The sequence below is a fragment of the Stappia sp. G46H5W genome, assembly GCF_058448995.1.
The window spans coordinates 126114-151235 of sequence record NZ_JBZFLL010000003.1; the positions used below are offsets into that span (position 1 = coordinate 126114).

23 protein-coding genes are annotated in these 25122 nt (G+C 67.0%); 12 read left to right on the forward strand and 11 right to left on the reverse strand.

The window, feature by feature from the left end:
• Positions 1 to 6 precede the first annotated feature (6 nt).
• The 4 genes from ACVJ6E_RS10830 to ACVJ6E_RS10845 all read right to left on the reverse strand — a co-directional run bounded on the left by ACVJ6E_RS10830 (position 7) and on the right by ACVJ6E_RS10845 (position 6424).
• Positions 7 to 1404: an ion transporter gene (locus tag ACVJ6E_RS10830; protein WP_208996606.1), complete on the reverse strand. Its 1398-nt coding sequence runs from the start codon at positions 1402 to 1404 to the stop codon at positions 7 to 9.
• Positions 1405 to 1513: 109 nt separating this feature from the next.
• Positions 1514 to 4195, reverse strand: a complete 2682-nt coding sequence (gene alaS, locus ACVJ6E_RS10835) for an alanine--tRNA ligase (protein ID WP_120267296.1) — start codon at positions 4193 to 4195, stop codon at positions 1514 to 1516.
• Positions 4196 to 4497: 302 nt separating this feature from the next.
• Positions 4498 to 5577: a recombinase RecA gene (recA, locus tag ACVJ6E_RS10840; protein ID WP_120267295.1), complete on the reverse strand. Its 1080-nt coding sequence runs from the start codon at positions 5575 to 5577 to the stop codon at positions 4498 to 4500.
• A gap of 292 nt (positions 5578 to 5869) precedes the next feature.
• The gene (locus ACVJ6E_RS10845; protein WP_147421807.1) at positions 5870 to 6424 is read right to left on the reverse strand and encodes a histidine phosphatase family protein; all 555 of its coding nucleotides are present in this window, start codon (positions 6422 to 6424) and stop codon (positions 5870 to 5872) included.
• 225 nt (positions 6425 to 6649) lie between these two features.
• Here ACVJ6E_RS10845 and ACVJ6E_RS10850 point away from each other — a divergent pair, with 225 nt between their 5' ends.
• The 10 genes from ACVJ6E_RS10850 (at position 6650) to ACVJ6E_RS10895 (ending at position 16190) form a co-directional block, all read left to right on the forward strand.
• Positions 6650 to 7609, forward strand: coding sequence for a PfkB family carbohydrate kinase (locus tag ACVJ6E_RS10850; RefSeq protein WP_120267293.1), 960 nt, complete (start codon positions 6650 to 6652; stop codon positions 7607 to 7609).
• A 131-nt stretch (positions 7610 to 7740) separates the two neighbouring features.
• Positions 7741 to 8715, forward strand: a complete 975-nt coding sequence (locus ACVJ6E_RS10855; RefSeq protein WP_245165089.1) for a pseudouridine-5'-phosphate glycosidase — start codon at positions 7741 to 7743, stop codon at positions 8713 to 8715.
• 156 nt (positions 8716 to 8871) lie between these two features.
• Positions 8872 to 10053: a cell surface protein gene (locus ACVJ6E_RS10860; protein WP_120267292.1), complete on the forward strand. Its 1182-nt coding sequence runs from the start codon at positions 8872 to 8874 to the stop codon at positions 10051 to 10053.
• An 88-nt stretch (positions 10054 to 10141) separates the two neighbouring features.
• On the forward strand, positions 10142 to 11080 hold the full coding sequence (locus ACVJ6E_RS10865) for a DUF6384 family protein (RefSeq protein ID WP_120267291.1): 939 nt from the start codon (positions 10142 to 10144) through the stop codon (positions 11078 to 11080).
• Positions 11081 to 11174: 94 nt separating this feature from the next.
• Positions 11175 to 12614: a coiled-coil domain-containing protein gene (locus tag ACVJ6E_RS10870; protein ID WP_120267290.1), complete on the forward strand. Its 1440-nt coding sequence runs from the start codon at positions 11175 to 11177 to the stop codon at positions 12612 to 12614.
• A 196-nt stretch (positions 12615 to 12810) separates the two neighbouring features.
• Positions 12811 to 13302 carry a hypothetical protein gene (locus ACVJ6E_RS10875; protein ID WP_208996605.1) on the forward strand — a complete coding sequence of 164 codons (492 nt, stop codon included), beginning with the start codon at positions 12811 to 12813 and terminating at the stop codon, positions 13300 to 13302.
• Positions 13303 to 13432: 130 nt separating this feature from the next.
• Positions 13433 to 14050, forward strand: a complete 618-nt coding sequence (locus ACVJ6E_RS10880) for a CDP-alcohol phosphatidyltransferase family protein (RefSeq protein WP_120267289.1) — start codon at positions 13433 to 13435, stop codon at positions 14048 to 14050.
• A complete protein-coding gene (locus ACVJ6E_RS10885) occupies positions 14047 to 14991 on the forward strand; it encodes a phosphatidate cytidylyltransferase (RefSeq protein WP_208996604.1) in 945 nt (314 codons plus the stop codon). The genes ACVJ6E_RS10880 and ACVJ6E_RS10885 overlap by 4 nt, the downstream gene beginning before the upstream one ends.
• A 7-nt stretch (positions 14992 to 14998) precedes the next feature.
• Positions 14999 to 15652 carry a lysophospholipid acyltransferase family protein gene (locus ACVJ6E_RS10890; protein WP_120267288.1) on the forward strand — a complete coding sequence of 218 codons (654 nt, stop codon included), beginning with the start codon at positions 14999 to 15001 and terminating at the stop codon, positions 15650 to 15652.
• Positions 15636 to 16190: a hypothetical protein gene (locus ACVJ6E_RS10895; RefSeq protein ID WP_120267287.1), complete on the forward strand. Its 555-nt coding sequence runs from the start codon at positions 15636 to 15638 to the stop codon at positions 16188 to 16190. The genes ACVJ6E_RS10890 and ACVJ6E_RS10895 overlap by 17 nt, the downstream gene beginning before the upstream one ends.
• Positions 16191 to 16245: 55 nt before the next feature.
• On the opposite strand, the gene cckA is transcribed toward ACVJ6E_RS10895, so the two are convergent.
• The 7 genes from cckA to flgB all read right to left on the reverse strand — a co-directional run bounded on the left by cckA (position 16246) and on the right by flgB (position 22274).
• The gene (gene cckA, locus ACVJ6E_RS10900; RefSeq protein ID WP_120267286.1) at positions 16246 to 18789 is read right to left on the reverse strand and encodes a cell cycle histidine kinase CckA; all 2544 of its coding nucleotides are present in this window, start codon (positions 18787 to 18789) and stop codon (positions 16246 to 16248) included.
• Between the two features lie 83 nt (positions 18790 to 18872).
• Positions 18873 to 19949: a flagellar biosynthesis protein FlhB gene (flhB, locus tag ACVJ6E_RS10905; RefSeq protein WP_120267285.1), complete on the reverse strand. Its 1077-nt coding sequence runs from the start codon at positions 19947 to 19949 to the stop codon at positions 18873 to 18875.
• A gap of 4 nt (positions 19950 to 19953) precedes the next feature.
• Entirely contained in the window at positions 19954 to 20727 is a 774-nt protein-coding gene (gene fliR / locus ACVJ6E_RS10910; RefSeq protein ID WP_120267284.1) for a flagellar biosynthetic protein FliR, read from the reverse strand.
• A 7-nt stretch (positions 20728 to 20734) separates the two neighbouring features.
• Complete coding sequence (gene fliQ, locus ACVJ6E_RS10915; RefSeq protein ID WP_120267283.1) at positions 20735 to 21004, reverse strand: flagellar biosynthesis protein FliQ; 270 nt, start codon at positions 21002 to 21004, stop codon at positions 20735 to 20737.
• Positions 21005 to 21059: 55 nt separating this feature from the next.
• Positions 21060 to 21374 (reverse strand): flagellar hook-basal body complex protein FliE, encoded by a 315-nt coding sequence (fliE, locus tag ACVJ6E_RS10920; protein ID WP_120267282.1) that lies wholly within the window; start codon positions 21372 to 21374, stop codon positions 21060 to 21062.
• A 36-nt stretch (positions 21375 to 21410) separates the two neighbouring features.
• Positions 21411 to 21821, reverse strand: a complete 411-nt coding sequence (gene flgC / locus ACVJ6E_RS10925) for a flagellar basal body rod protein FlgC (RefSeq protein ID WP_120267281.1) — start codon at positions 21819 to 21821, stop codon at positions 21411 to 21413.
• A 45-nt stretch (positions 21822 to 21866) separates the two neighbouring features.
• The gene (gene flgB, locus ACVJ6E_RS10930; protein WP_120267280.1) at positions 21867 to 22274 is read right to left on the reverse strand and encodes a flagellar basal body rod protein FlgB; all 408 of its coding nucleotides are present in this window, start codon (positions 22272 to 22274) and stop codon (positions 21867 to 21869) included.
• Between the two features lie 409 nt (positions 22275 to 22683).
• Between flgB and ACVJ6E_RS10935 the strand changes: the two genes are divergently transcribed.
• Together ACVJ6E_RS10935 and fliP are read left to right on the forward strand one after the other, a co-directional pair.
• Positions 22684 to 24321 carry a flagellar biosynthetic protein FliO gene (locus ACVJ6E_RS10935; protein ID WP_120267279.1) on the forward strand — a complete coding sequence of 546 codons (1638 nt, stop codon included), beginning with the start codon at positions 22684 to 22686 and terminating at the stop codon, positions 24319 to 24321.
• A gap of 13 nt (positions 24322 to 24334) precedes the next feature.
• Positions 24335 to 25102 carry a flagellar type III secretion system pore protein FliP gene (gene fliP, locus ACVJ6E_RS10940; RefSeq protein WP_120267278.1) on the forward strand — a complete coding sequence of 256 codons (768 nt, stop codon included), beginning with the start codon at positions 24335 to 24337 and terminating at the stop codon, positions 25100 to 25102.
• Positions 25103 to 25122 lie beyond the last annotated feature (20 nt).

Sequence of the window (25122 nt, forward strand, 5' to 3'; positions counted from 1 at the left end):
TGCGGCTCAGCGTTTGTCGGGCCCTGCGCCGGAGGCGCCATCGTCCGGCCTGGCATCCTCCGCCTCGCCACCGCCATTCTCGGCGTCTTGCGCGTCCGGCAGTCCGGCAAAGAGGTCCGGCAGCGTCTCCGTGTCGGCCATCGCATCCGGCGGGGTTTCGCCCGTCTCCGCAAAAGCCTCGTCTCCGACGTCCGCGCTTTCTTCGAGAGGCTCCATCTCGGCGGCTTCGGCGATCTCCTCCTCGACGATATCGCCGCGAGGTATATCGTGCCGGCGGCGAACCTCGTCGAGGATGCGGTGGGCCAGGTCCGGCTTGCGGGCCATCAGCGCCCGCAGGTCCTGCGCTTCCAGCACCATCAGCTGCGCATCGCTCATCGCCGTCACCGTGGCCGAGCGCCGCCGCTCGCCCAGAACCGCCATTTCGCCGAAAAAGCCCCCCTCCTCCAGATGGGCGCGGGTCTGGCCCATCGTCACCTCGATGAGGCCCGAGGCGACGAAGAACATGCTGCTGGCGAGATCCCCGCGCCGACTGATCACCTGGCCGGCCGCCACGGACTGGCCGCGCAGCAGGCGGGCGATCTCCGCGATATCCGCCGCCCGCAGGTCCTGGAACAGCGGTACCCGGGCGACCATGCCCCAGCTCACGGCGAAATCGCGCGAATGGATCTCCCGCGCGAAGGCGGTCGCGACGATGCCGACCGGCAAGGCCAGCAGCCCGTAGCCGAGCAGCATCACCACCCCGCCCAGCATCTTGCCGGCCGGGGTCACCGGAACCACGTCGCCATATCCGACCGTCGTGACCGTGGTCATCGCCCACCAGACCGCGTCGGGAATCGTGCCGAAAGCCTGAGGCTGCACCTCGCGCTCGACCATGTACATGGCGGTCGCCGCCAGCATCACCACGCCGAAGATGATCAGCAGGCTGGCGCCGATGGCGTGGCGCTCCGACAGCAGAGCATTGGCCAGCGAGCGCAGCGCCGGCGAGTAGCGCGCCAGCTTGAAGAAACGGGCGAGCCGCAGGATCACCATCACCTTGAAATCGGCGGGAACGAGAAGGATGCCCATGAGAAAGGGCAGGACCGCCAGCAGGTCGACGATGGCCGCCGGCTGCAACGCATAGCGCAGCCGCGCCACGGCGGGCGTGTCGTTCCGATAAGGCGGATGCAGGTCCGCCACCCACAATCGGGCGAGATATTCGGCAAGGAAGGCCGCGCCGATCACGAACTCGGCCAGCGCGAAACTGTCGCCCCATTCCGACGACAGCGAGGGAACCGTCTCCAGCGCCACCAAGGCGACGGCCGCCAGAACCAGAAGGATCAGCAGCCGGTCGAACCAGCGCCCCTGGCGGTCGCCGGCCGCCCCCAGCTCCAGCCAGCGGTAAAGGCGCCGGTGAAGCCGGGCCACCAGCCCCTTTTGTGCGAGAGCCGCATCGGCGGAACGCCGGCGGTCGGCCGCGACATGCGACGGGTCGCCAGCCTCTTTGGAAAGAGGGTCGCGACCCGCTGTCATCACGTCAGGCCTGGGCCGGCGCTGCATTCTCCAGCGCCTGAGCAATTGCCGTGACTGCCGCCTCGGCCTGGGAGGCATCGGAGCCGCCGGCCTGCGCCATGTCCGGACGGCCGCCGCCGCCACGCCCGCCCAGGACCTCGGAGCCGACCTTCACCAGATCGACCGCGTTGAACCGGTCGGTCAGGTCGCCCGTGACACCGACGACGATCGCCGCCTTGTTGTCTTCCGAGGCGTTGACCAGCACGACGATGCCCGAGCCGATCTGGCCCTTGGCCTCGTCGGCAAGGCCCTTGAGATCCTTGGGGTTCAGCCCCTCGACGATGCGCGCCATCAGCTTGATGCCGCCGATCTCGCGCAGGCCCTTGTCCGCGTCGCCCGCGCCGCCGCCGCCCATGGCGAGCTTCTTGCGCGTGTCGGCAAGTTCACGCTCCAGCCGACGCTTTTCCTCAACCAGCGCGGCAACGCGCTCGGTGACATCCGCCTGGCCCGACTTCAGCACCGAAGCGATCTCGCGCACCCGCGCATCCTGCCCGGCCAGATGACGGCGGGCAGCCGCGCCGGTCAGCGCCTCGATACGGCGCACACCGGAGGCAACGGCGCCCTCGGTCACCAGCGTGACGAGACCGATATCGCCGGTGCGCGACACATGAGTGCCGCCGCACAGTTCCGCCGAGTAGGTCTTGCCGGCCTTGTCGCCGCGCAGCGCCCGGCCCATCGAGACCACGCGAACCTCATCGCCGTATTTCTCGCCGAAGAGCGCCATCGCGCCCTCCTCGATCGCCTCGTCGACGCCCATCAGGCGGGTTTCGACGGGAGCGTTCTGCAGCACGATCTGGTTGGCGATCTCCTCGACCTCGGCCAGTTCCTCCGCCGACATCGGCTTGGGGTGGGAGAAGTCGAAGCGCAGCCGCTCCGGGCTCACCAGCGAGCCCTTCTGCGCCACATGGGTGCCGAGCACCTCGCGCAGCGCCTCGTGCACCAGATGGGTCGCCGAGTGGTTGGCGCGGATCGAGCCGCGGCGCGCCGCGTCGACCAGGAGTTCCAGCGGCAGGCCGATGGTCACCTTGCCGGAGAGCACGCGCACCTCGTGGACGAAGAGGCCATCCGCCTTCTTCTGGGTGTCGGTGACTTCCAGCTCGACACCGCCCTCGCCGCGCATGCGGCCCGTGTCGCCGACCTGGCCGCCGGACTCGCCGTAGAACGGCGTCTGGTTGAGCACGACGAAACCGGTCTCGCCTTCCTTCAGCTCCATCGCCTCGCCGCCGTCGCGCACCATGGCGGTGACGACGCCCTCGGCGGTCTCGGTGTCGTAGCCGAGGAAATCGGTCGCGCCGCAACGCTCCTTCAGCGTGAACCACACCGTGTCGGTGGCCGCCTCGCCGGAGCCGGACCAGGCGGCACGCGCCTCGGCACGCTGGCGCTCCATCGCGGTGTTGAAGGCCTCGAGATCGACGCTGACGCCGCGTGCGCGCAGCGCGTCCTGCGTCAGATCGAGCGGGAAGCCGTAGGTGTCATAGAGCTTGAAAGCCGTCTCGCCGTCGAACTCGGCGCCCTCGCCAAGGCCGGCGCTGGCATCGTCGAGGAGAGTGAGGCCGCGGGCCAGCGTCTTGCGGAAGCGCCGCTCCTCGAGCTTCAGCGTCTCGGTGATCAGGGCCTCGGCGCGGGTCAGCTCCGGATAGGCCCGGCCCATCTCGCGCACCAGGGTCGGCACCAGGCGCCACATCAGCGGCTCCTCGGCGCCCAGCAGATGCGCATGGCGCATGGCGCGGCGCATGATCCGGCGCAGGACGTAGCCGCGGCCCTCGTTCGAGGGCAGAACACCGTCGGCGATCAGGAAGCTGGCGGAGCGCAGGTGATCGGCGATCACCCGGTGGCTGGCACGCTGCGCGCCCTCAGCCTCGACGCCGACCGCGTTTTCCGAGGCCGAGATCAGCGCGCGGAACAGGTCGATGTCGTAGTTGTCATGCACGCCCTGCAGTACGGCGGCAACGCGCTCCAGCCCCATGCCGGTGTCGATGGACGGCCGGGGCAGGTTGATGCGCTCGCCCGGCAGCTGCTCGTACTGCATGAAGACGAGGTTCCAGATCTCGATGAACCGGTCGCCATCCTCTTCCGGCGAGCCCGGAGGGCCGCCCCAGATGTGGTCGCCGTGATCGTAGAAGATCTCCGAGCACGGGCCGCAGGGGCCAGTGTCGCCCATCGCCCAGAAATTGTCCGAGGTCGGGATGCGAATGATCTTGTCCTCGGACAGGCCGGCGATCTTCTTCCACAAGGAGAAGGCCTCGTCGTCCTCGGCATAGACCGTCACCAACAGCCGGTCCTTCGGCAGCGCGAATTCCTTGGTGATCAGGTTCCAGGCGAGCTCGATGGCCCGGTCCTTGAAATAATCGCCGAAGGAGAAATTCCCCAGCATTTCGAAGAAGGTGTGATGGCGGGCGGTGTAGCCGACATTGTCGAGGTCGTTGTGCTTGCCGCCGGCGCGCACGCATTTCTGCGCGGTCGTCGCGCGCTGGTAGTCGCGCTTCTCCAGACCGGTGAAGACGTTCTTGAACGGCACCATGCCCGCATTGGTGAACATCAGGGTCGGGTCATTGCGCGGCACAAGCGGGCCGGATGCCACGATCTCATGACCGTTGCGCCCGAAATACTCGAGAAAGGCAGACCGGATTTCGTTTACGCCGCTCATCAGGATCCCATCCGTTGCGCCGCGCCTGCCCGCCTGTCCCGCGGTCTTCGAATGGTCCGGAAGGGGGAGCGCGCCTGTCTTCGTTCTTGTGCCCGCTTTTAGCTTTGTGGCGACAGCAAGTCCAGCGCGCGCCTTGCCTGCAACAGCCTCTTGCACCCGCAAAACCGGGCAAATCAAAAGCCGGCCCCGCAAGCCGCCGCCGCTCGACGTTCACGGCGGACGCTGCCCGGTTGCCGCAAGCCCCCTCGCACACACCTGCCCAAAAGCAAACAGCCGCCCGATGGGGCGGCTGCAGCTGGGTCTTACTCGTCGGCGGAGCCGTCGTCCTCGGTTTCCGAGAAGGGATCGGTGATCCGCTCCGCGATCAGGCCGGCATTCTGCCGGATCGCCAGCTCGATCTCTTCGGCCGCCTCCGGATTGTCGCGCAGGAACTGCTTGGCGTTCTCCCGGCCCTGGCCCAGCCGCTGGCTGTTGTAGGAGAACCAGGCGCCCGACTTCTCGACGATGCCGCCCTTGACGCCGAGATCGATGAGCTCGCCCATCTTCGACACGCCCTCGCCATAGATGATGTCGAACTCGACCTGACGGAAAGGAGGAGCCAGCTTGTTCTTCACCACCTTGACGCGGGTCTGGTTGCCGACCACCTCGTCGCGGTCCTTGATCGCGCCGATGCGGCGGATGTCGAGGCGCACGGAGGCGTAGAACTTCAGGGCGTTGCCGCCGGTCGTCGTCTCGGGCGAACCGAACATCACGCCGATCTTCATGCGGATCTGGTTGATGAAGATGACCATGCACTTGGAGCGCGAGATCGAGGCCGTCAGCTTGCGCAGCGCCTGGCTCATCAACCGCGCCTGCATGCCCGGCAGGCTGTCGCCCATCTCGCCGTCGAGCTCGGCCTTCGGCGTCAGCGCGGCGACCGAGTCCACCACCAGCACGTCGATGGCGCCGGAGCGCACCAGCGTGTCGGCAATTTCCAGCGCCTGCTCGCCGGCATCCGGCTGGGAGATCAGCAGGTCGTCGATATTGACGCCGAGCTTGCGCGCATAGATCGGATCGAGCGCGTGCTCCGCGTCGATGAAGGCGCAGATGCCGCCCTTCTTCTGGGCCTCGGCAACGGTGTGCAGGGCCAGCGTGGTCTTGCCCGACGATTCCGGCCCGTAGATCTCGACGATACGGCCGCGCGGCAGGCCGCCAATGCCCAGCGCAATGTCGAGGCCGAGCGAGCCGGTCGACACGGTCTGGACCTCGACCACCTGGCCCTGACCCATCTTCATGATGGAGCCCTTGCCGAAGGCGCGTTCGATCTGTGAAAGGGCGGCGTCGAGCGCCTTGTTCTTGTCCATCTGCATGCCTTCGACCAAGCGGAGTGAATTCTGTGCCATGAGGCTGCCATCCTTATTTCACGCCGCGCCCGGCGATTCAAACTGCGCTTTTGTACCATCTTTGTTCTCATTGCGCAATCGAGCATAAGATACTGAATTAAAAGATATATTCAAAAAATGTTCCGCTATTGTTCATGAAGCAGCTGCCCTGAACGGTAACTGCAGATCACCGAGAATCGGTTGCGCTCACCGGCGACGGGAGTGCGCACGGCCCAGCAGAGCGGCGCGAGCGGGACATATGCCGTACCCGGCAGGCGAACCGGCGAGCCCGCCGCGGAGCAGTCGGACGGCTTCAAACCCAGGTCTGTTCCACGCCGTTCTCGATGACGTGTACGACACCCTGCGGCTCTTTCAGACGCAGGATCTGCGCATCGTCGAGCCCGAGGCAGATGCCGCGGATGACCTTGCCGATCTGGCCGTGTGCCACCGCCATCGTCGGACGCGAGAGCGTGCCGAGCCAGCGGCTGGCCCGCTCGCGAAGGTCGGCGAGGGTTTCCCCGCCCGGCGCGCCGAAATACCAGTCGTGGTCCGGCTTGCCGGCCATATGCACGGGAAACCGCTCGATCATCTCGGGCTTGGTGAGGCCGCTGAGACGCCCCAGGTCGATTTCCTTGAGCAGGTCCGTTGCGACCGGCCGAAAGTCGAAATGCTGCCGGATATTGGCGATCGTCTCCTGCACCCGGCCGATGGGGCTCGCCACCTGGTCGTAGCCGTCTGGCGAACCCAGCTCCCGCGCCAGGATCTCGCCAAGCCGCTGCGCCTGTCGCTGGCCTGTCTGCGTCAGCGGAGAGTTCAGGTGCCCCTGGGCACGACCGGCCAAGTTCCACTCGGTTTCGCCATGACGCATGAAGACAAGTCGCGGGTGCTGCAAGGGATCGGTCCGCCATGGCTACGGGGCATGCGCTCGAAATGCGCCGAAGAGCCATCCGGCTACCCTTGCTGGTCGGAAAAATCAACGCACGCCGGAGACACACGCTCGGTCGCCGGTGGCGGCACGCCGGCAAAGCCCCTCCCCTCGCATTGCGCGAGCCGGTATAAGCGGCGAAAGGACAAAGGCCGGAGACCCGCCCGCATGCCGATTGCCGCCTTCGGCGCCATTCATCTCGACACGATCGCCCATGCGGACCGCCGGATCCTGCGCGAAACCTCGACGCCGGCAGCACTTGCCGTACGGCCCGGCGGCGTCGCGACCAATGTGGCGCGTGCGTTGGCGCGGCTCGACTGCCGCATCGCGCTGGCCGGCCGGCTGGGGCGCGAGGCGGAGGCCGACGGGCTGCTGGTGCAGCTGACGACAGAAGGCGTGGACACCGCAGCCATCCGCCGCAGCGACCTGCCGAGCGGGCGCTATCTCGCCCTGCACGATCCCGATGGCACGCTGGCGGCGGCGGTGGTCGATGCCCGCATCACCGAGACGCTGGAGCCGGGCGCGCTGCTGCCGCTGACCGAGGCGCAGGAGGGAGCCGGCTGCTGGTTTCTCGATGCCAACCTGCCGCAGCCGCTTCTGGTGGAACTGGCGGAAGCGGCGGGAGAGCGGAGGCTGACGGCCGACGCGGTCTCGCGGGCCAAGGCCGCACGGCTTGCTCCGATCCTGCCGCGGCTCGACCTGCTGTTCTGCAATCGGGCGGAGGCCACCGCCCTGCTCGGGCGCGACACCGAACAGGACGAGAAGCAGCGAGAGCCGGACGACAGCGGCGTGGAGGCGGCAAGCGCACTCGTTAAGGCCGGCGTGCGGGCCGTGGTGATGACCCGTGGCGCTGCACCCGTGCTTCTCGCGACCCACGCCGGCATCGAGGAGATTTCGCTGACGACACGCGATGGCGCTGCTGCTCCTTCGCCGAGCATCGTGGACGTGACCGGAGCGGGCGATGCGCTGATCGCCGGCACCCTGGCGGGCCTGGAGCACGGCTTGCCGCTTGCGCAGGCGGTCGCGGCCGGCATGCGGGCGGCGGCGCTGACGCTGGAATGCGCCGGCGCGGTGGCCGAGGCGCTGGACTGGCCGGCAATCGCACCGACCCACTGGAAAGCGGGATAAGGAAGGATGCGCGGCAGCCGCCACCCGGCCATGCGCAAACGGGGTGACCGCGCGCCTCGACAGCGACGGGCCGGCGGTCCTATAAGGCGGTCCGCACCCAGCAGGGTACGGCAGGACGGAGCGAATTCGACATGCTGGACAAGGATATGAACGGGCTGGCTCCGGTTCTGCAGCTGGGCGAGGATGTCGCGGCGGCACTGGCCGAGGGGCGCCCCGTGGTGGCCCTGGAATCGACCATCATCACCCACGGCATGCCCTGGCCGAAGAATGTCGAGACCGCCCGGCTGGTCGAGGCGGACATCCGCGCCGGAGGCGCCGTACCGGCGACGATCGCGGCTCTCGACGGCAAGCTGCATGTCGGCCTTTCCGACGGCACGCTGGAGCGGCTGGCCAAGGCCGAGGGCGTGATGAAATGCTCGCGCGCCGATCTCGCCATTGCGCTGGCGACCGGCCGACCGGGCTCCACCACCGTCGCCGCGACGATGATGGCCGCCCATGCGGCCGGCATTGCGGTCTTTGCTACCGGCGGCATCGGCGGCGTGCATCGCGGCGCAGAGACGAGCTTCGACATCTCCGCCGATCTCGACGAACTTGCCCGCACCCCGGTCTGCGTGGTGGCAGCCGGCGCCAAGGCGCTGCTCGACCTGCCCAAGACGCTGGAGGTGCTGGAAACGCGCGGCGTGCCGGTGATCGCCCACGGGCAGGACGCCTTCCCAGCCTTCTGGTCGCGCGACAGCGGCCTTGCCGCGCCCTACCGCATGGACAGTGCGCAGGAGATAGCCGACCTGCTGGAACTGCGCACCCGCTTCGGCGACCACGGCGGCGTCCTGGTCGCCAATCCGGTGCCGGAAGCAGACGAAATCCTCCCCTCGCAGATCTCCTCGGCCATCGAGCAGGCGCTGGCGGAAGCCGCAGCCCGCGGCGTCAGCGGCAAGGCGGTGACGCCCTTCATCCTGGCGATGATCTACGAGCTCACCAAGGGGCGCAGCCTCGTGACGAATATCGCCCTGGTCCGCAACAATGCGAGGCTGGCAGCGGGAATCGCGGTTGCGCTGGCCGCGCGGCGAGGCAGGAACGGAGCAGGCCGTCTCTCCTCTGACGTGTAACTGCCGCATTTTATATGCTTAACTCGCTGCGACCGGCAGCCAATGGGGGGCGCCGAACGATCCTCCCGCCCGCACCGGTCGCCGGAGTCCAATACGGCCCTGCCCAGCCTGCCCTTCAGGCGGCAACAAGGGCGAGACAGGAAGACAGAGGCTAAGATGGCGGAAGCAGCAGCTCAGACCGGACTTTCTCCGATGCAGTATCTCGACAAGGCGGTGGCGGCCCTGCGCGACATGGGCCTGATGCCCAACGGCACCGCCGAGGCGCCGATCAACGCACTGCTGGAAAAGATCTCCGACCTGTCTCCGGACAAGATCGCGGTGATCACCCGCACGCTGGGTCAGGCCCAGACCTTCAACGAGGTGGTGCGCAACGAGATCCAGGCCATGTCGATCGGCGAGCGCTACGAGGCGATCACCGAGGCGTTCAACTCGATCCGCGACGACGCCAAGGGCATGGTCGACCAGCTGGCCGACGGCAAGATCTCCTTCATGGAGAACCTGTCCAACAAGTGGCGCGACATGACCCGCGGCACGATCTCCGACCGCTTCGGCAAGATCAGGGAAACCTATCTCGACGTCGCCCGCGACACCAAGGACCAGATCGAGCGCGAACAGCGCATCCTGGAGGCCTATCGCGACTTCCGCGGTGCGCTGAAGCAGGCCGAGGTGCTGGCGCTCGAGGTGCTCAACACCGCAACGGCCCGCCTGGAAGCCGCCAAGGCCGCGCTGGAGGCCTCCAACAAGGAAGTCGAGGCGCATGACGGCGGCGATGCCGCGGCCAAGGCCCGCCTGGAATTCGCCCGCGACGAAAAGATGCGCGCGATGCAGGACGAAGAGAAGCGCTACCAGATCTCCAAGGACCTCTCAGACAACCTGACCATCGGCTACAACACGTCGGAAGTGATCATGGCGCGGCTGATGCAGACCACCAATGCCAAGGAGCGAGTCTACGCCCAGTCGGTCAGCTTCTTCTCCACCAACGATTCCGTGCTGACCGCGCTGAACGCCTCCTTCACCGGCCTGCATGGCCTGCATGAGTCGACCGAGGCGCTCAACGCCATGAAGGACGGCGTGTCGAAGTCGCTGGAGACCCTGGCCGAAATCGGCGACGCGGTGCAGGAAGCCGCGCTGAAGGCCGGCTACGGCCCGACCGTGCAGGCGGCAGCCGTCAAGAAGCTGGTGGACTCGGTCATCAACTTCCAGGTCAACTCGCGCGAGATCATCAACGAGATGCGCACCATGTCGACGAAGAACTCCGAGGAGATCCGCGACGCGGTGGAGGACGGCAAGCGCCGTCTTGCAAAGCTCGCCGCGCAGGGCAACATGATCGGCGCCTGAGCCACCCGCAAGGGAACGGCATCCATCACGGCCGGCCGCGGAAATCCGGGGCCGGTCCCGCCGCACAGGGCCGCAGGGGAACGAGTGCATGGCCTCCGACACCGCCTCGACCAGGGCACCGCTCGATGAGCTGATGATGGCGATGGACGTGGTCGACACGCTGCGCCACGACGAACGCATCGCGCTGAAGGAACTGGGCTCGGACGAGCGCGACGCTGCGATGATCCAGCGCCTGCGCGAGATCTACACGAGCCAGGGCATCGAGGTTTCCGACCGCCTTCTTCGCGAAGGCGTTGAAAACCTGAAGCAGAACCGCTTCGTCTACAATCCGCCCGCCGCAGGCTTCCAGCGCACGCTGGCGCTGATCTATGTCACGCGGATGCGCTGGGCGAAAGCGCTCCTGATTCTCTTGCTGCTGGCCGTTGCCGCTGCGCTTGCCTGGCATTTCCTGGTGTCCGTTCCGCGCGAACGCGCCGCCGAGGCGCTGCGGATCGAGCTGACGCAGACCCTGCCGACGGATATCGCCGCAACGGTGCGCCGGATCGGCGAGGTGAGCGAGGAAACCGCCGCCCGCGAGCAGGCGGCGACGCTGGCCACCAGCGGCCAGGCGGCCCTTGCCGCGAACGATGCAGCCGCCGCCCGCAAGGCGCTGGCCGACCTGAAGGCGCTGGAGGCGCGCCTGCTGCAGGTCTACGACATCCGCATCGTGTCGCGTCCGGGCACGCCGACCGGCGTGACCCGCATTCCGGAGGCCAACACCTCGGCGCGCAACTACTACCTTCTCGTCGAAGCGGTGGCGCCGGACGGAACGGTCGTGCCGCAGGAAGTGACCTCGGAAGAAGACGGTGCCCGCAAGAGGGTCACCATCTGGGGCCAGCGGGTGCCGCAATCGACCTTCGACGCGGTGCGCCGCGACAAGGAGGAGGACGGCATCGTCAGCAACCCGGTGCTTGGCAGCAAGGCACGCGGCAAGCTGCAGCCCGAGTGGCAGGCCCGGGTGGAGACGGGGGCGATCACTCAATGGTAGCTCTCACCGGCACGGCTTCGCGCCGGACGACATCTGAGGGAGGGACCGGCGGGAGGCCGGCACGCACGCACAAGACGGCAAGGGGCACGCGGGCATGGTGAGCGGACGTCAGACCCTCGGCTCGATCGAAAGGGCGCTCGGCGAAGTCCGGCAGGAGGAAGACCTTCTGCGGCGGCGCGTCGATGATGCGATGCGCGAGATCAACGATCTGCGCGCGGCCGAGCTGGAGGCGTTCCGGGACCTGGCCCGGTTCCGCCTGCGCGAAGGCGGCGACAAGATCTTCGGTCAACGCATCGACAAGGACGAGGCAGAAGCCCGCCGCCAGCTTGAGCAGCGCGAACTGGCGCTGTCGGCCCTGCGCGCCCAGCACGACGCCCTCAAGAGGGACATCGCCGCCCTCACCGAGCAGCGCCGCCGGCTGACGCGCGAGCGCGACGCGGCGAGCGACCGGCTCGACGGCATCCTCGAGGCCGTCGACGAGAAGCTCGTCGGCGATCCGACCTATACCGCCCAGCGCGAGGCGGCGGAGGCCGCGCAGCGCACGGCCGAGGCAGCCCGTTCGAAGGCCAGGCAGGCGCAGGACGACCGCGCGGCCAAGAGCAAGGCCTATGAGGACGACACGCTCTTCATCTATCTGTGGAAGCGCGGGTTCGGCACCTCCGCCTATCGTTCAACCGGCCTCATCCGCATGCTCGATCGCTGGGTTGCGCGGCTCGTGCGTTACGACGATGCGCGCCCCAACTACGCGATGCTGGTGGAGATCCCGCAACGGCTCGGCGACTATGCCAGCGACCGGGAAGCCGAAGCGCAGGCCGAGCTCGCAAAGCTCGGTGTCCTGTCGCGCCAGGCGGCCGCGGAAGTCGCCGGCGAGGACCTTGCCGCAATCATCGAGACCGCCGAACGCGAGATCGAGGACACGACGGCAACCCTGGAAAAGCTGGAAGCCGAGCTGGAGGAGTTGAGCAAGCGCGAGCAACCGTACCTCTCCGGCGAGGATTCCGAATTCCGCACCGCCGAGGAGGCCTTGCTGCGCTCTCTGCGCTCAGAGGAACTGACGACCCTGTGGCAGGAGGCGCTTGCCACGTCCTCGACCGAGGACGAACGGATCGTCCGCCGCCTGCAGGACCTCGACGCCCGTATCGAAATACTGAACCGTGCGACAGAGGAAGACCAGCGCACGCTGCGCGATCTCGGCCGCCGGCGCGACGAACTGGCCAAGGTGACGCGCCAGTTCCGCCAGAAGCGCTACGACACTTGGGATTCCACCTTCGACAATGACAGCCTGACCGGCGTGCTGCTCGGCGAGCTGGCCAAGGGCGCCCTGTCGGGCGCCGATTACTGGGCCAAGGCCGAAAGGTCGCGCAAGCGGCGCAAGCGCCATGGCGGCAGTGTCGGCTTTCCCGGCGGCATCGGCCTGCCCGGCTCCATGGGAGGATCGGGCGGCGGCTCGGACGGGGGCTCCTTCGGGGGCGGCGGGTTCGGCAGCGGCGGCTCCTTCGGGGGCGGCGGCTTCAAGACCGGCGACACGTTCTGAGCCACGACCAGACCCTTTCAGGCGCGCGGATCTCGCCTTGGCACATTCGCCGGGATGCCGTAATCCGCAGTCTTTGTTAACTTCGCTGTCGCAAGCTTGCGCTTGCGCGAAAGATCCGCGCAGCATCGCCTTCCAGGTGCCGCCCGGATGTCCTGCCCATGTCCGGGCCCATACAGTCTTCTTGGGGATTGCCGCAATGCTGCTCCGCCTGACCCTCGTCCTCGTTGCCGCCACGGCCCTGACCGCCTGTCAGTCCGGCCGCCGCGGGCCCGCCCCGGTCGAACCGCAGCAGGCAGTGTTGACCGTGCCGGCCGGAGCGCAGTCGATCACCGTGCGGGCCAACACCGAGACGGTTCGCCAGACCATCGTTGCCAATGCCACTGAGCGCGGCACCCCGATTGCCCAGAACCAGCCCAACATGGTGATTCTGGAGCGCACGGTGACGGGAGAAAACCCGGCTCTCGACAGCGAGTTCGGCCCCTCGGACAACGGCCCGCGCAAGTTCCGCATCCGCGTGCGCTTCCAGGGCACCGGCTGCGACACACTGGTCGTGCAGGATGTCGCCGTTGTGAACAATGCCGGCACGGCGCTGGAGCAGGTCTTTACCCTGACCCAGCCGCAATACAACCCGCGCGACAGCCTGGTCGGCCTGAAGTCGAAGGCCGAAGCCGGCGCCCGCTGCATCTGACGGCAAATCTGGCAAATGAAGGGGAAGCGACCCGGTCGCTTCCCTCCAGCGTTGCAAGCGAGGCGAAAACGCGCTTGTCTCGCGGTCGGGTTGAATCGCCCTTCCCGTCCCGCTTGCAAACGGCAGCGCCATGGCCACCGTCTACGATCTGAAATCCCGCTTTCAGGACCTGTTGCGCCCGCTGCTCCGACGTATGGCGGCCGCCGGCATCACCGCCAATCAGGTGACCCTTGCGGCCCTTGCCCTGTCCGTGATGGCCGGGCTTGCCATTGTCGTGTGGCCGGAAGCCGGCCTGCCCCTTGCCCTGCTGCCCCTCGTTCTCTTTGCCCGCATGGCGCTCAATGCCATGGACGGCATGCTGGCCCGCGAGCATCACCAGCAATCGGCGCTAGGCGCTGTGCTGAACGAGCTCGGCGACGTGGTTTCCGACCTTGCGCTCTACCTGCCCTTCGCACTCATGCCCGGCATCTCGGTGATGGCCGTCGTCGGCCTGTGCCTGCTGGCCGTGATCAGCGAGATGACCGGCGTCGTCGGCATCCAGATCGGCGCCTCGCGGCGCTATGACGGGCCGCTCGGCAAGAGCGACCGCGCCGTCCTGTTCGGCACGCTCGGACTTTTGCTCGGCATCGGCCTCATCGGTCCGGCCTTCGCCAACTGGGTACTGGCAATCGCGCTGCTTCCTGCCGCTCTCACCATCTTCAACCGCGCCCGCAAGGCGCTGGCCGAGGTCCGGGAGGGCCGCCCGTGAACCTGATCACCGACATGACGCCGCTGCATCTTGCCATCGCCGGCATCTGGGGGATCCTGATCCTTGCCAGCATCGTCGTCTTCGCGCTGAAGCGCTTGCAGCCCGCCCGCGACCACTCCGAACTGGTGAGCCGCACGGTGAGCTGGTGGGGCATGATCGCCCTGTTCACCGCCGCCTTCCTGCTGAGCCCGACACTCTCCATCGTGCTGTTCGCGCTAGTGAGCTTCCTCGCCTTCAAGGAATACCTGTCGATGATCCCGACGCGCCGGGCCGACAGGCGGGTGCTGTTCTGGGCCTACCTGTCGATCCCGGTCCAGTATTACTGGGTGGCCGACGGCTGGTACGGCATGTTCGCTGTGTTCATCCCGGTCTACATGTTCCTCTTCCTGCCCTTCTCCATGCTGATGACACAGCAGACCGAGGGGTTCCTGAAGGCCATCGGCACGCTCAACTGGGGCCTCATGCTTTGCGTCTTCTCGCTGAGCCATGCCGCCTTCCTGCTGGTGCTGCCGGTGATCGGCAACACGGATCCGCAGGCTGGCGCCGGCCTGTTGCTCTATCTGGTCTTCCTGACCCAGTTCAACGACGTCGCCCAGTACACCTGGGGCCGCCTGTTCGGCAGCAAGCCCATCGTCCCCGTCGTCAGCCCGAAGAAGACCTGGGAGGGCTTCCTCGGCGGTCTGCTCACGACGACGGTGGCGGCGGTTCTCGTCGCACCGCTGGTCACGCCTTTCGACTGGCAGCAGGCCGCGGCCAGCGGGCTGATGATCGCAGCCGCCGGCTTTGTCGGCGACGTCACCGTCTCGGCCGTGAAGCGCGATCTCGGCGTCAAGGACACCGGCTCGCTGATCCCCGGGCATGGCGGCATCATGGACCGGATCGACAGCCTGACCTTTACCGCGCCCCTGTTCTTCCACTTCGTGCGCTACTTCCACGCGTGAGGACGCCATGACGCGAGGGCTGCAGATCCTCTTCTTCCTGGCCGCGCGGGTGGTCGTGCTGTTCGTGCTCGGACTGAACGTGCGCCGGCGCGAATGGCTGCCTGAACGCGGGCCGGCGGTGATCGTTGCCAACCACAACAGCCATCTCGACACATTGGTGCTGATGTGCCTGATGCCGCTGTCGAAACTGCATCTGCTGCGCCCGGTCGCCGCCGCCGACTACTTCCTCGCCAACAAGGCGATGGCCTGGTTCTCGCTCAATATCCTGCGCATCATTCCGATCGTTCGCAAATCGGGCGAACGCAAGGGCGGCGCGCCCGTCGCCGACCCGCTGGCCGAGTGCCATGCGGCGCTGGCCGCCGGCGAGATCCTGATCCTGTTTCCCGAAGGCAGCCGGGGCGAACCGGAGAAGATGGTCGCCCTCAAGAAGGGCATTGCCCATCTTGCCGAGAAGAACCCACACGCCCCCGTCGTGCCGGTGTTCACCCACGGGCTCGGCAAGGCACTGCCGAAGGGATCGTTCCTGCTGGTGCCGTTCTTCTGCGACATCTTCGTCGGCGAGCCGATCCGTTGGCCCGGCGACCGCACAGCCTTCATGGAGACGCTGGCCCAGCGCTTTGCCGGCCTCTCCTCGGAGAAGACCTTTGCGTCCTGGGAGTAGGCTCGCCACGCCGGGCGCGGCCCTGTGGGGCCTTGCCGAGGCGACGATCTTCTTCATCGTGCCGGATGTGCTGCTGAGCTTTATCGCGCAGGTCTCGTTGAAACGGGCGCTCCTTGCCGCCCTTGCCGCGGTCGCAGGCGCGCTGGCCGGCGGGGCACTGCTCCATGCTTTCGCCAGCGCCGATCCGCAGGCCGCGCAGGCGCTCCTGCTGCACGTTCCGGGCATTTCTCCCGAGTTGGTCGGGCGCGTCGCGGGGCTGATCGGGCAAGGCCTGCTTCCGGGCATGATCGCCGGCTCCCTGAGCGGCGCGCCCTACAAGATCTTCGCCGTGGAAGCGGCAACGACCGGCGTACCCTTCTGGGCCTTGCTGCTGGCAAGCCTGCCGGCCCGGCTGTTGCGGTTCGCACTCGCCGCCCTTGCGAGCTGGCTCGTCTTCGCCAGGCTCCTCGGCGGTCTTGCGCTGCCCACGCGCCGCTGGATGCTCGCCGGCGCGTGGCTGGTGTTTTACGCAGGCTATTTCGCCGCGATGGGCTGGTAGCGCAGCGGGCGGCACCGAAGCATCGCCGGCCCCCGCCCCGCCCCGCCGTGCCGGCTCAGCTCGCCAGAACGTCCTTTACCATCGTCGCAAGCTGTTTCAGCGTGAAGGGCTTGGGCAGGAACGAGAACTTCTCGTTTTCCGGCAGGTTCTTCTCGAAGGCGTCTTCCGCATAGCCCGAGACGAAGATGATCTTCAGATCCGGCTGGGTCTTGCGCAATTCGCGCAAGAGGGTCGGCCCGTCCATCTCCGGCATGACCACGTCGGAGACGACCAGATCCACCTCGCCGTCCGTCTCTTCCATGATCTCCAGCGCCTCTGCGCCGCTGGAGGCCTCGTGCACGGTGTAGCCGCGCGAGGTCAGCGCCCGGGCCGCGAAGGCACGCACCGCCTCCTCGTCCTCGACCAGCAGGATGGTGGCGGACCCGGTCAGATCCGTGAGCTGCGGCGCCTCGACCGGCTTCACCTCCACCTGCTCCGCCTCGTTGCGCACATGGCGCGGCAGGAAGATACGGAAGCTGGTGCCCTTGCCGAGCTCGCTGGTGCAGAAGATGAAACCGCCGGTCTGCTTGACGATGCCATAGACGGTCGAAAGCCCGAGGCCCGTGCCCTTGCCGACCTCCTTGGTGGAGAAGAACGGCTCGAAGATCTTCTCCATCACCTCCGGCGTCATGCCGGTGCCGGTGTCGGTGACCTCGGTCAGCACGTACTCGGCGACCGGCATGCCGCGCGTGCCCTCGTAGGATTGCGACTGATCCTCCGGCACATTGAGCGTGCGGATGGTCAGGCGCCCACCCTCAGGCATCGCGTCGCGCGCGTTGACCGCAAGATTGACGATCACCTGCTCGAGCTGGTTGAGGTCGGCCATCACCGGCCACAGGTCGCGGCCATGGACGACGCTGAGCTCCACCTTCTCGCCCAGAAGCCGGTCCAGCAGGATCGACAGGTCCGCAAGAACGTCGTTGAGCGCCAGTTCCTTCGGGCGCAGCGTCTGGCGCCGCGAGAAGGCGAGCAGCTGGCGCACGAGCCCGGCTGCCCGGTTGGCGTTCTGCTTGATGTTCATGATGTCCTGGAAGGACGGATCGCTCGGCCGGTGGCTGGCCAGCAACAGGTCGGAAAAGCCGATGATCGCGGTCAGCACGTTGTTGAAGTCGTGCGCCACGCCGCCGGCCAGCTGGCCGATCGCCTGCATCTTCTGGCCTTGCGCGAATTGCGCTTCCAGCACGCGCTGGGCGGTCGTTTCCAGCACGTAGACGATGGCGGCATCCGCATCGTCCTCGCCGTCGCGCACCGCCGAGACATAGACGGTGGCGGACCGCCCGTCCTCGCGCTCGTCGAGACGCACATCCACCGGCGGGATCTCGCTGCGCCCCTCCGCCGCAGCGGCAAGCGCCTCCATCAGGGCCGGGCGCGACGGCGCGGTCACATGGTCGACCAGCTTCGGCGCGCCCTGGGTGGTGTCGGCCGTGCCGAACAGGCGCACGAAGGGGGCATTGGTCTTGCTGATGCCGCCGTCATGGTCGATCGAGGCGATGGCGATCGGCGTGTTGTTGAAGAAGCGGGCAAAGCGCACCTCGGACGAGCGCAGCGCCTCGGCCGCGTCCTCGCCCCGGGAGCGGTTGAGCACCAGGGTACGGCTCTCGCCCGGCAGACCGCCGGCCCCGAAGGGCACGCGGTGCAGAATGCGCACCGGCATTGACCGGCCGCCGCGTGTGGTCAGGTCGAGATCGAAAGTCTCGGTCTTGACCTCGCCTGCCTTGCCCTGGACGGAGAGCAGGAGCTCCGCCCCGTCGCCGCGCATGAATTCGCTGACGCCGAGCGAGCCGGCCTCGAAGCTGACGAGGTCGTAGCCGAGCCAGTCGGCCAGCGTGGCGTTGAGATAGACGACGCGCCCGGCAGCGTCGCAGGAGAAGAAGCCGGCCGGCGCGTGATCGAGAAAATTGATGACCCGCTGGAGCTCCTGGAAGGACGTCTCCTGCTCGGTGCGGTCGCCGCTGATGTCGGAAAGCTGCCACACGGTGCAGCCGCGCTCGCCGCCCCGCCCCGTGACCAGCGGCAGCGGCCGCACGCGCACCCGATACCAGCACGGCTCGCCGTCATTGCGCCCGAGCGGATGCGGCAGGCGGATTTCCTCCTCCGCCGTGCGTTCGGCCTCGGCTGCCCGCGTCAGATGGAAGATCGCGTCGGTCGCAGCCGGGTCGGCGGAAAAAACACGCTCGACACCGCGCATCTCGGTCGGGCCCTCGGCACCGATCAGCCGGGCATAGGCATCGTTCGCATAGACGATGCGCCCATCCCGCTCGACCACCAGCACGCCGTCTTCCAGCGTGTTGAGAAAGGCCGCGGGTACGGGGCTTGCCGGTGCGCGCGAAGAAAAGCGCAGCAGGCCGATGGCACCCGCGAACAGCGAGAACACGCCGATGACGGCAAGCACGCCGAGCAGCGCCAGAACGAAAGGCTCCGCGTGGTCGCGCTCCATCAGCGACAGGGCTGCGGCGGCGCCGACCAGGCCGACCGCAAGCAGGATCAGCAACAGGATGCTGCCTGAGCGCTCCTGCCGCTCGACCGCGGGAGACGACGGACCCCGTTCACTTCTGCTCATTCACATACCCCGTGGCGCCAAACGCGCCAGCCTCCCCTTCGGCACCCACCGCGCACTCATGCGCCCGGCGACAGGAACCGCTCCTAGCTCCGCCAGGCGCGGCGTTCCCGCATTCGATAAACGAAACCGATCACTTCTGCCACAGCGCGATACTGCTCTTCCGGTACCTGCTGGTCGATGTCGATCACAGCAAAGAGTGCGCGGGCCAGCGGCGGGTTCTCGACAATCGGGACCTCGTTGTCCCGCGCGATCTCACGGATCTTCAAAGCGACCGCGTCCGTTCCCTTCGCCACGCAGATCGGCGCCTGCATGCCCTGCTCGTATTTCAGCGCCACCGCATAGTGAGTCGGGTTGGTGACCACCACCGTTGCCTCGGGCACTGCCGCCATCATGCGCCGGCGGGACCGCTCCATGCGCAACTGGCGGATCTTGCCCTTGACCAGCGGATCGCCCTCGGTCTGCTTGTATTCCTCCTTGATCTCCCGCTGGCTCATCTTCTGCTTGTCGAACCACTTCTTGCGCTGCCAGATATAGTCGAGGCCCGCAACCACGGTCATGACCGCGAGGATCGCCGCGATCAACTGCAGAACGAGAATCTGCACCTCCTCCAGCATCACGACCGTTTCCCGGAAGATCATCGTGTCGATCGTGTCGCGCTGCGGCCACAGGACGGCGACCATCAGGCCGCTGACCACGACGATCTTGATCAGGCCCTTCGCGAAGTTGACGAGGCTTTCGGAGGAGAACAGCCGCTTGAACCCCGCCAGCGGCGAGATCTTCGACAATTTCGGCTTCATCCGCTCGGCGGACCAGATGAGCTGGTGCTGGATGATGTTGCCGATGACCGCCGCCGCCAGCAGCAGAAGAAGCGGCAAGGCCAGGATGGCGCCGATCCGCAGCCCAGTGTCGCGCCACAACTGGCCCAGACCTCCAGCATCGACGGGGATCTGGTGCGAATGGGCAAGATAACCGCGCAGCGCCGACTGCAGGCTGTCCGCCGCGCCCGGCGCGAGCAGCGCCACCACCAACCCGGTGCCGAGCATGGTGAACCAGGTCGAGACCTCCTGGCTCTTGGCGACGTCGCCCTTCTCGAGCGCGTCATCCAGCTTCTTTTGCGTGGGGTCTTCTGTTTTCTCGGCGTCGTCGTCTTGTTCGGCCATCGCCCTACCCCGCGATGAACCGGCCGAGCGCCGTCTCGAAATGCGACAGATACCACATCATCATCGTCACCAGCAGGGCGAAGAGCATCAGCCCGCCGATGGCGATGTTGAGCGGCATCGCGATGAAGAAGATCTGCATCTGCGGCATCAGCTTGTTGAGCAGACCCAACCCGAAATAGAAGACGAGCCCGACGACGATGAAGGGCGCGGCAATGCGGATCGCAATCGAGAACAGCTCCGCCGTCAGCATCGTGGCGAGTTCCGCCATGTCGCCGACCGGAATGCCGCCGCCGGGCGGGAACATGCGGAAGCTGTCGTTCATGGCCGCGATCACCAGATAGTGCAGGTCGAAGGCGAAGATCAGCGTGATCCCGAGCAGGCTCAGGAAGGAGCCGATCACTGCGCCCTGCTGGCCATCCATCGTTGGATCCGTGGCCATGGCGAAGGCAAGGCCCGACTGGTTCGCGATGATCATGCCGGCGATGGACAGGACATAGGTGATCAGCCGCGAGCCCAGCCCGATGAAGAAGCCGATGGCGAACTCGGAGGCCAGCAGCACGCCGATCCGCGGCAGCGGCATCGTCGCATCGACCGAATAGAGCGGCGCGGCGACCGGATAGAAGACCAGCGTCAGCAACAGCGCCACCGCCAGGCGGATATTCGGCGGGATCGACCCCTCCCCCAGAGCCGGCATCAGCATCAACATGGTGCCGAGCCTAGCGAAGAGCAGCATGAACAGCAGCGCCACCTGGGGAAGAAGGGAAATGTCGAAGCTCATGGCCGGACTACCCGGAGCCGGTGACGATGAGATCGGCGATAACGGCTGTATAGGATTCCAGCGCCTGCCCCATGAAAGGCAACGCGATCAGCAATGTCACGAAGATAGCCAGGATCTTCGGCACGAAGACGAGGGTCATTTCCTGGATCTGGGTCAGCGCCTGGAACAGGGCGATGACCACGCCGATCAGCAAGCCGACAATCATCGGCGGAGCGGACACGATGATCAGGGTCCAGATGCCCTGGCGGGCGATGTCGAGGACCTCCGGCCCGGTCATGCTGTTCCTTCCGCTCAGGCACGCCGCCGGAGGCAGCCGGCGGCACCGCTCATGCTCAGATCGGCATGCGCATGATTTCCTGATAGGCGGAGATCACGCGGTCGCGCACCGAAACGAGCGTTTCCAAAGCCACCTCGGTCTCGGCGACCGCGGTGACGACATCGACGACATTCGCCTTGCCCTCGGTCAGCGCCAGCGTCTGCTTGTCGGCATCGCGGCCCTGATCGACCACCTGTTCGACGGCCGACTTGACCATATTGGCGAAATCCGGCGTCGCCGTCGAAGAAGTCTTAACCTTTGTATCCTGATTCGCCCCGGCAAGCGCGGACGTCATGCGGTAGGCGCTGGCGGCGATCGAAGGCGTGGACATCTCGTTCTACTCCGGAAGGAAGGCGGGCGCGCCCGGTCAGGCGCGCAGGATCTCGATGGTCTTCTGCAGCATGCGACGTGTCGCGCTGATCAGATTGAGGTTGGCCTCGTAGGAGCGCTGCGCCTCGCGCATGTCGACCATCTCGACCAGGGTGTCGACATTGGGCGTGCGCACATAGCCGCTCTCGTTGGCCGCCGGATGACCAGGCTCATAGCGGGTCTTGAAGTCGGAGCGGTCGTATTCGACCGGTCCCAGTTCCACCACCTCGGCCTTGAGCTTGCGATCAAGCTCGGCGCTGAAGGTCGGGATCTTGCGCCGATAGGGATCTTCCTGGGCAGTGCGCCCGGTCGAGTCCGCGTTGGCGATGTTTTCTGCGATGATCCGCATGCGGCCGTTCTGGGCCTTCAGGCCCGTTGCAGCGATGAAGATCGACTTGACGAAATCCACGGTCAAACTCCCCGACCCTTGCGGGTCTGATCAAGGCGCGCGATCTCAGCCGTTGCGCGACAGAGCGGTACGGATGAGGCCGAGCCCCTTCTGGTAGAGCGAGGCAACCGTCTGGTAGTCCATCTGGTTGGCCGTCACCTTCATCATCTGCTCCTCGAGCACCACCGTGTTGCCGTCCGGCGTGATCTCGAAACCGCTGGCATCGTCGCGCTCCACGCCGCCGCTATCGCGCATCATCGAGCCGACGATATGGGCGCTGCTGGTGCGAGCCGTCGCAAGGCCGACGGTGCGCGTTGACAGCGCCTTTTCGAAGGAGAAGTCCTCAAGGTCCTTGCCGCGAAAACCCGGCGTATCGGAGTTGGCGACGTTCTCGGCGAGCACGCCCTGCCGGCTCTGATGCCACTGCATCTTCGACTTGAGCGCCTGAAACAGCGGCAGGTCCGAGACCGACATGGAACGATCTTCCCGTTGCGACGAGGGTTAACGACTAGGCAGATCCTGCCGGGTAGATGGTTAACGAGGAGTTAACGATTAACGTTTCCGAAAGGAGAAGCCCCCGGTTTCCCGCACATGAGAGGCGCAAGTTCCGGTGGCAGCTTGCATATTGGCGGCAGATATCGGCATTTTTTGCCGGGATGCGTTAACCTTCCCTCTTTGAGAGAATCGCACAAAACAGCTAAACAGGATGCAGTAAGGCAGGATTCGCGCGCGTTCGCCGGGCAAGACCGGTTGCGCGATGCCATGGATCGGGGTTAAGGCGCGGGGAACTCCAACGCCGGACGGACGGGTAGACCGGACCGCAAGGCTCGCGTGACAGGCGGGCAGCGGGCGCACCCTCGAATAGGAAGAGGCCGAGAAAGGCATGACAAGTTGGCTGGTTGACACCTTTCAGATGGAACCGGGTTGGGCCCGTGGCATCGGTTTCTTTCTCGCGGTGGCGATTGTCCTGGCGCTGATATCCGTCTTCATCTGGATCCTGCGCCGCATCGCCGGAAGCCGAAGCCTCGGAAGCCGTTCGCGCCAGCCGCGCATCGCGGTGATGGACGCCGCCTCGCTGGACACCCGGCGGAGGCTCGTGCTGATCCGGCGCGACAATGTCGAGCATCTGCTGCTGGTCGGCGGGCCAAGCGATATCGTCGTCGAGCAGAACATCGTGCGCGGTGTTCCCGTATCTCAGGCCTATCCGCGGCAACCGGCGATGGGCAACGAGCTTTCCGCCTCTTTCAAGCCGGCTGAGGCCGAGCCTCAACCGGCTCCGGCTCCCGCCTCGATGTCCGCACCGGCAAGCGCCCCTGCTGCGCCTGCGGCGCAGACCGCGCCTCAGCCGATGGCACCGCGTCGCCAGCCGCAGGCCCCGGCACCGCGCCGCGCCGGCGAGAGCAATGGCAACGACGCCTCTCCGCTGAAGCGCGCCGGCGCCTCCGTGGCAGCAGCAGGCGCCGCGGTCGCAGGCCTTGCACGTGCCGCAGCTCCCAGCCGCGCCGAGCCGCGCAGCGAAGCCCAGGGCTCGGCACCGTCCGGCACGGCCCCCTTCTCCTCGCGCCCGGAAGCGCCGGCTGCTCCGGCTCCGCGTCCGCCGCTGCGTCCGCTCGGCATGCAGCCTGCGGCCCCGTCAGCCCCGCAGGCACCGGCTGCTCAGGCTCCGCTTGCAGCTCCGAAGGCGCCCGAGATGCCCCCGGTCGCCGCTCAGCCGGCGCCGCAGCCGCCGATTGCCCCGCAGCCGCCAGTCGCTCCTCAGCCCCGCCGCGAGCCGCTCCCGCCGATCCGCCGCAACGTGACGCCGCCGTCTTCCGGCCCGGCGGCCAACGCCCGGACGGCCTTTCCGCAGTTCACCGAGACGGCGGACAAGCCCGCACCTGCCGGCGACAAGCCGGCGGCTCGCGGCGACCTGTCGGGCGTGACCGCAGGCGCGGCCGCTGCTGCAACCGCCACCACGGCCTCGACGGCCCCGAGCGTGAGCACCCCGGCTGCTCCCGCAGCTCCCAAGCCCGAGGTGAAGCCTGAGGCCAAGGTCGAGGTGAAAGCGGAGCCGAAAGCCGAGGCAAAGCCGGAAACCCCTGCAAACACTCCGGCGCCGGCGGCTGCATCGGCACCGACCCGCGTCGAGCCCGACCTGGCTTCGCTGGAAGATGCCTTGCTCGCCGAGCTGGACCAGTCGCGCGGCAGCGCCCCTGCGGCACGCACCGAGCCGCGCGCCGACTTCAGCCCCGCCCCGGCCACGCCGCAGGCTCCGGCCGCTCCGAAAGTCGAGGCACCGTCGGCAGCACCCGCCGCTCCCGCGACGGCAGAGCCGGACGCTGCGAGTACGGCCAAGCAGGAGAGCAAACCGGAGGCGCCCAAGGCCGAGGATACGGCAGAGGACAAGGCCACGGACACCGACGCTGCCGCGGAGGCCGACAAGGGCGAGACCGCAAAGAAGGACAGCGGTCCGGTGACCATGGACGCGATCGAGGAAGAAATGGCGCGCCTGCTGAGCGAGATCGGCGGCCCGCGCAAATGACGGTGCAGCGTCCATGACAGGGGCCCGGCACGCCGTCCTGCCCTACCGCAAGACGGCGGTTGCCGCCCTTGGCTGTCTCTCACTGTTTCTCCTTGTCACCGGGGCACATGCCCAGGGTGTGTCGATCGATTTCGGCGAAGGCTCGGGCCTGACCGAACGGGCGGTGCAGCTCGTCGCGCTGCTGACGGTGCTGAGCCTTGCGCCCTCCATCCTGGTGATGGTGACAAGCTTCACCCGTATCGTGGTGGTGCTCTCGCTGCTGCGCTCGGCCATCGGCCTGCAGACGGCACCACCCAACGCGGTGATGACCTCGCTCGCGCTTTTCCTGACGCTCTTCATCATGGCTCCGACCTTCGAGGCCGCCTACAACGAGGGCGTCCAGCCGCTGGTCGAAGGCAATATCGAGCTGCCCGAAGCCTTTGAGCGCGGTTCGCGCCCCTTCCACGCCTTCATGCGGGCGAATGTGCGCGAGAAGGACCTGGCGCTGTTCACCGAGCTTTCGGGGCAGGAAGCACCGGAGACGCCGGAGGAGATCAGCATGCGCGTGCTGGTGCCGGCCTTCATGATCAGCGAGCTGCGCCGGGCCTTCGAGATCGGCTTCCTGCTCTATCTGCCCTTCCTGATCATCGACCTGGTCATCGCCTCGGTGCTGATGTCGATGGGCATGATGATGCTGCCGCCAGTGGTGATCTCACTGCCGTTCAAGCTGATCTTCTTCGTGCTGGTCGACGGGTGGAACCTGATCGCGGGAAGCCTCGTCCAGAGCTTCTCCAGCGGTTAAGGCCCTGGCGGTAGCCCGTT

Coding starts and splice junctions, on each gene's coding strand:
- ACVJ6E_RS10935 (WP_120267279.1), top strand. CDS start 22,684: ATGACAAGTTGGCTGGTTGACACCTTTCAGATGGAACCGGGTTGGGCC.
- ACVJ6E_RS10870 (WP_120267290.1), top strand. CDS start 11,175: ATGGTGAGCGGACGTCAGACCCTCGGCTCGATCGAAAGGGCGCTCGGC.
- ACVJ6E_RS10845 (WP_147421807.1), bottom strand. CDS start 6,424: ATGCGTCATGGCGAAACCGAGTGGAACTTGGCCGGTCGTGCCCAGGGG.
- ACVJ6E_RS10865 (WP_120267291.1), top strand. CDS start 10,142: ATGGCCTCCGACACCGCCTCGACCAGGGCACCGCTCGATGAGCTGATG.
- flhB (WP_120267285.1), bottom strand. CDS start 19,949: ATGGCCGAACAAGACGACGACGCCGAGAAAACAGAAGACCCCACGCAA.
- ACVJ6E_RS10880 (WP_120267289.1), top strand. CDS start 13,433: ATGGCCACCGTCTACGATCTGAAATCCCGCTTTCAGGACCTGTTGCGC.
- fliR (WP_120267284.1), bottom strand. CDS start 20,727: ATGAGCTTCGACATTTCCCTTCTTCCCCAGGTGGCGCTGCTGTTCATG.
- ACVJ6E_RS10855 (WP_245165089.1), top strand. CDS start 7,741: ATGCTGGACAAGGATATGAACGGGCTGGCTCCGGTTCTGCAGCTGGGC.
- alaS (WP_120267296.1), bottom strand. CDS start 4,195: ATGAGCGGCGTAAACGAAATCCGGTCTGCCTTTCTCGAGTATTTCGGG.
- ACVJ6E_RS10850 (WP_120267293.1), top strand. CDS start 6,650: ATGCCGATTGCCGCCTTCGGCGCCATTCATCTCGACACGATCGCCCAT.
- cckA (WP_120267286.1), bottom strand. CDS start 18,789: ATGAGCAGAAGTGAACGGGGTCCGTCGTCTCCCGCGGTCGAGCGGCAG.
- fliE (WP_120267282.1), bottom strand. CDS start 21,374: ATGTCCACGCCTTCGATCGCCGCCAGCGCCTACCGCATGACGTCCGCG.
- recA (WP_120267295.1), bottom strand. CDS start 5,577: ATGGCACAGAATTCACTCCGCTTGGTCGAAGGCATGCAGATGGACAAG.
- ACVJ6E_RS10860 (WP_120267292.1), top strand. CDS start 8,872: ATGGCGGAAGCAGCAGCTCAGACCGGACTTTCTCCGATGCAGTATCTC.
- flgB (WP_120267280.1), bottom strand. CDS start 22,274: ATGTCGGTCTCGGACCTGCCGCTGTTTCAGGCGCTCAAGTCGAAGATG.
- fliQ (WP_120267283.1), bottom strand. CDS start 21,004: ATGACCGGGCCGGAGGTCCTCGACATCGCCCGCCAGGGCATCTGGACC.
- fliP (WP_120267278.1), top strand. CDS start 24,335: ATGACAGGGGCCCGGCACGCCGTCCTGCCCTACCGCAAGACGGCGGTT.
- ACVJ6E_RS10875 (WP_208996605.1), top strand. CDS start 12,811: ATGCTGCTCCGCCTGACCCTCGTCCTCGTTGCCGCCACGGCCCTGACC.
- ACVJ6E_RS10890 (WP_120267288.1), top strand. CDS start 14,999: ATGACGCGAGGGCTGCAGATCCTCTTCTTCCTGGCCGCGCGGGTGGTC.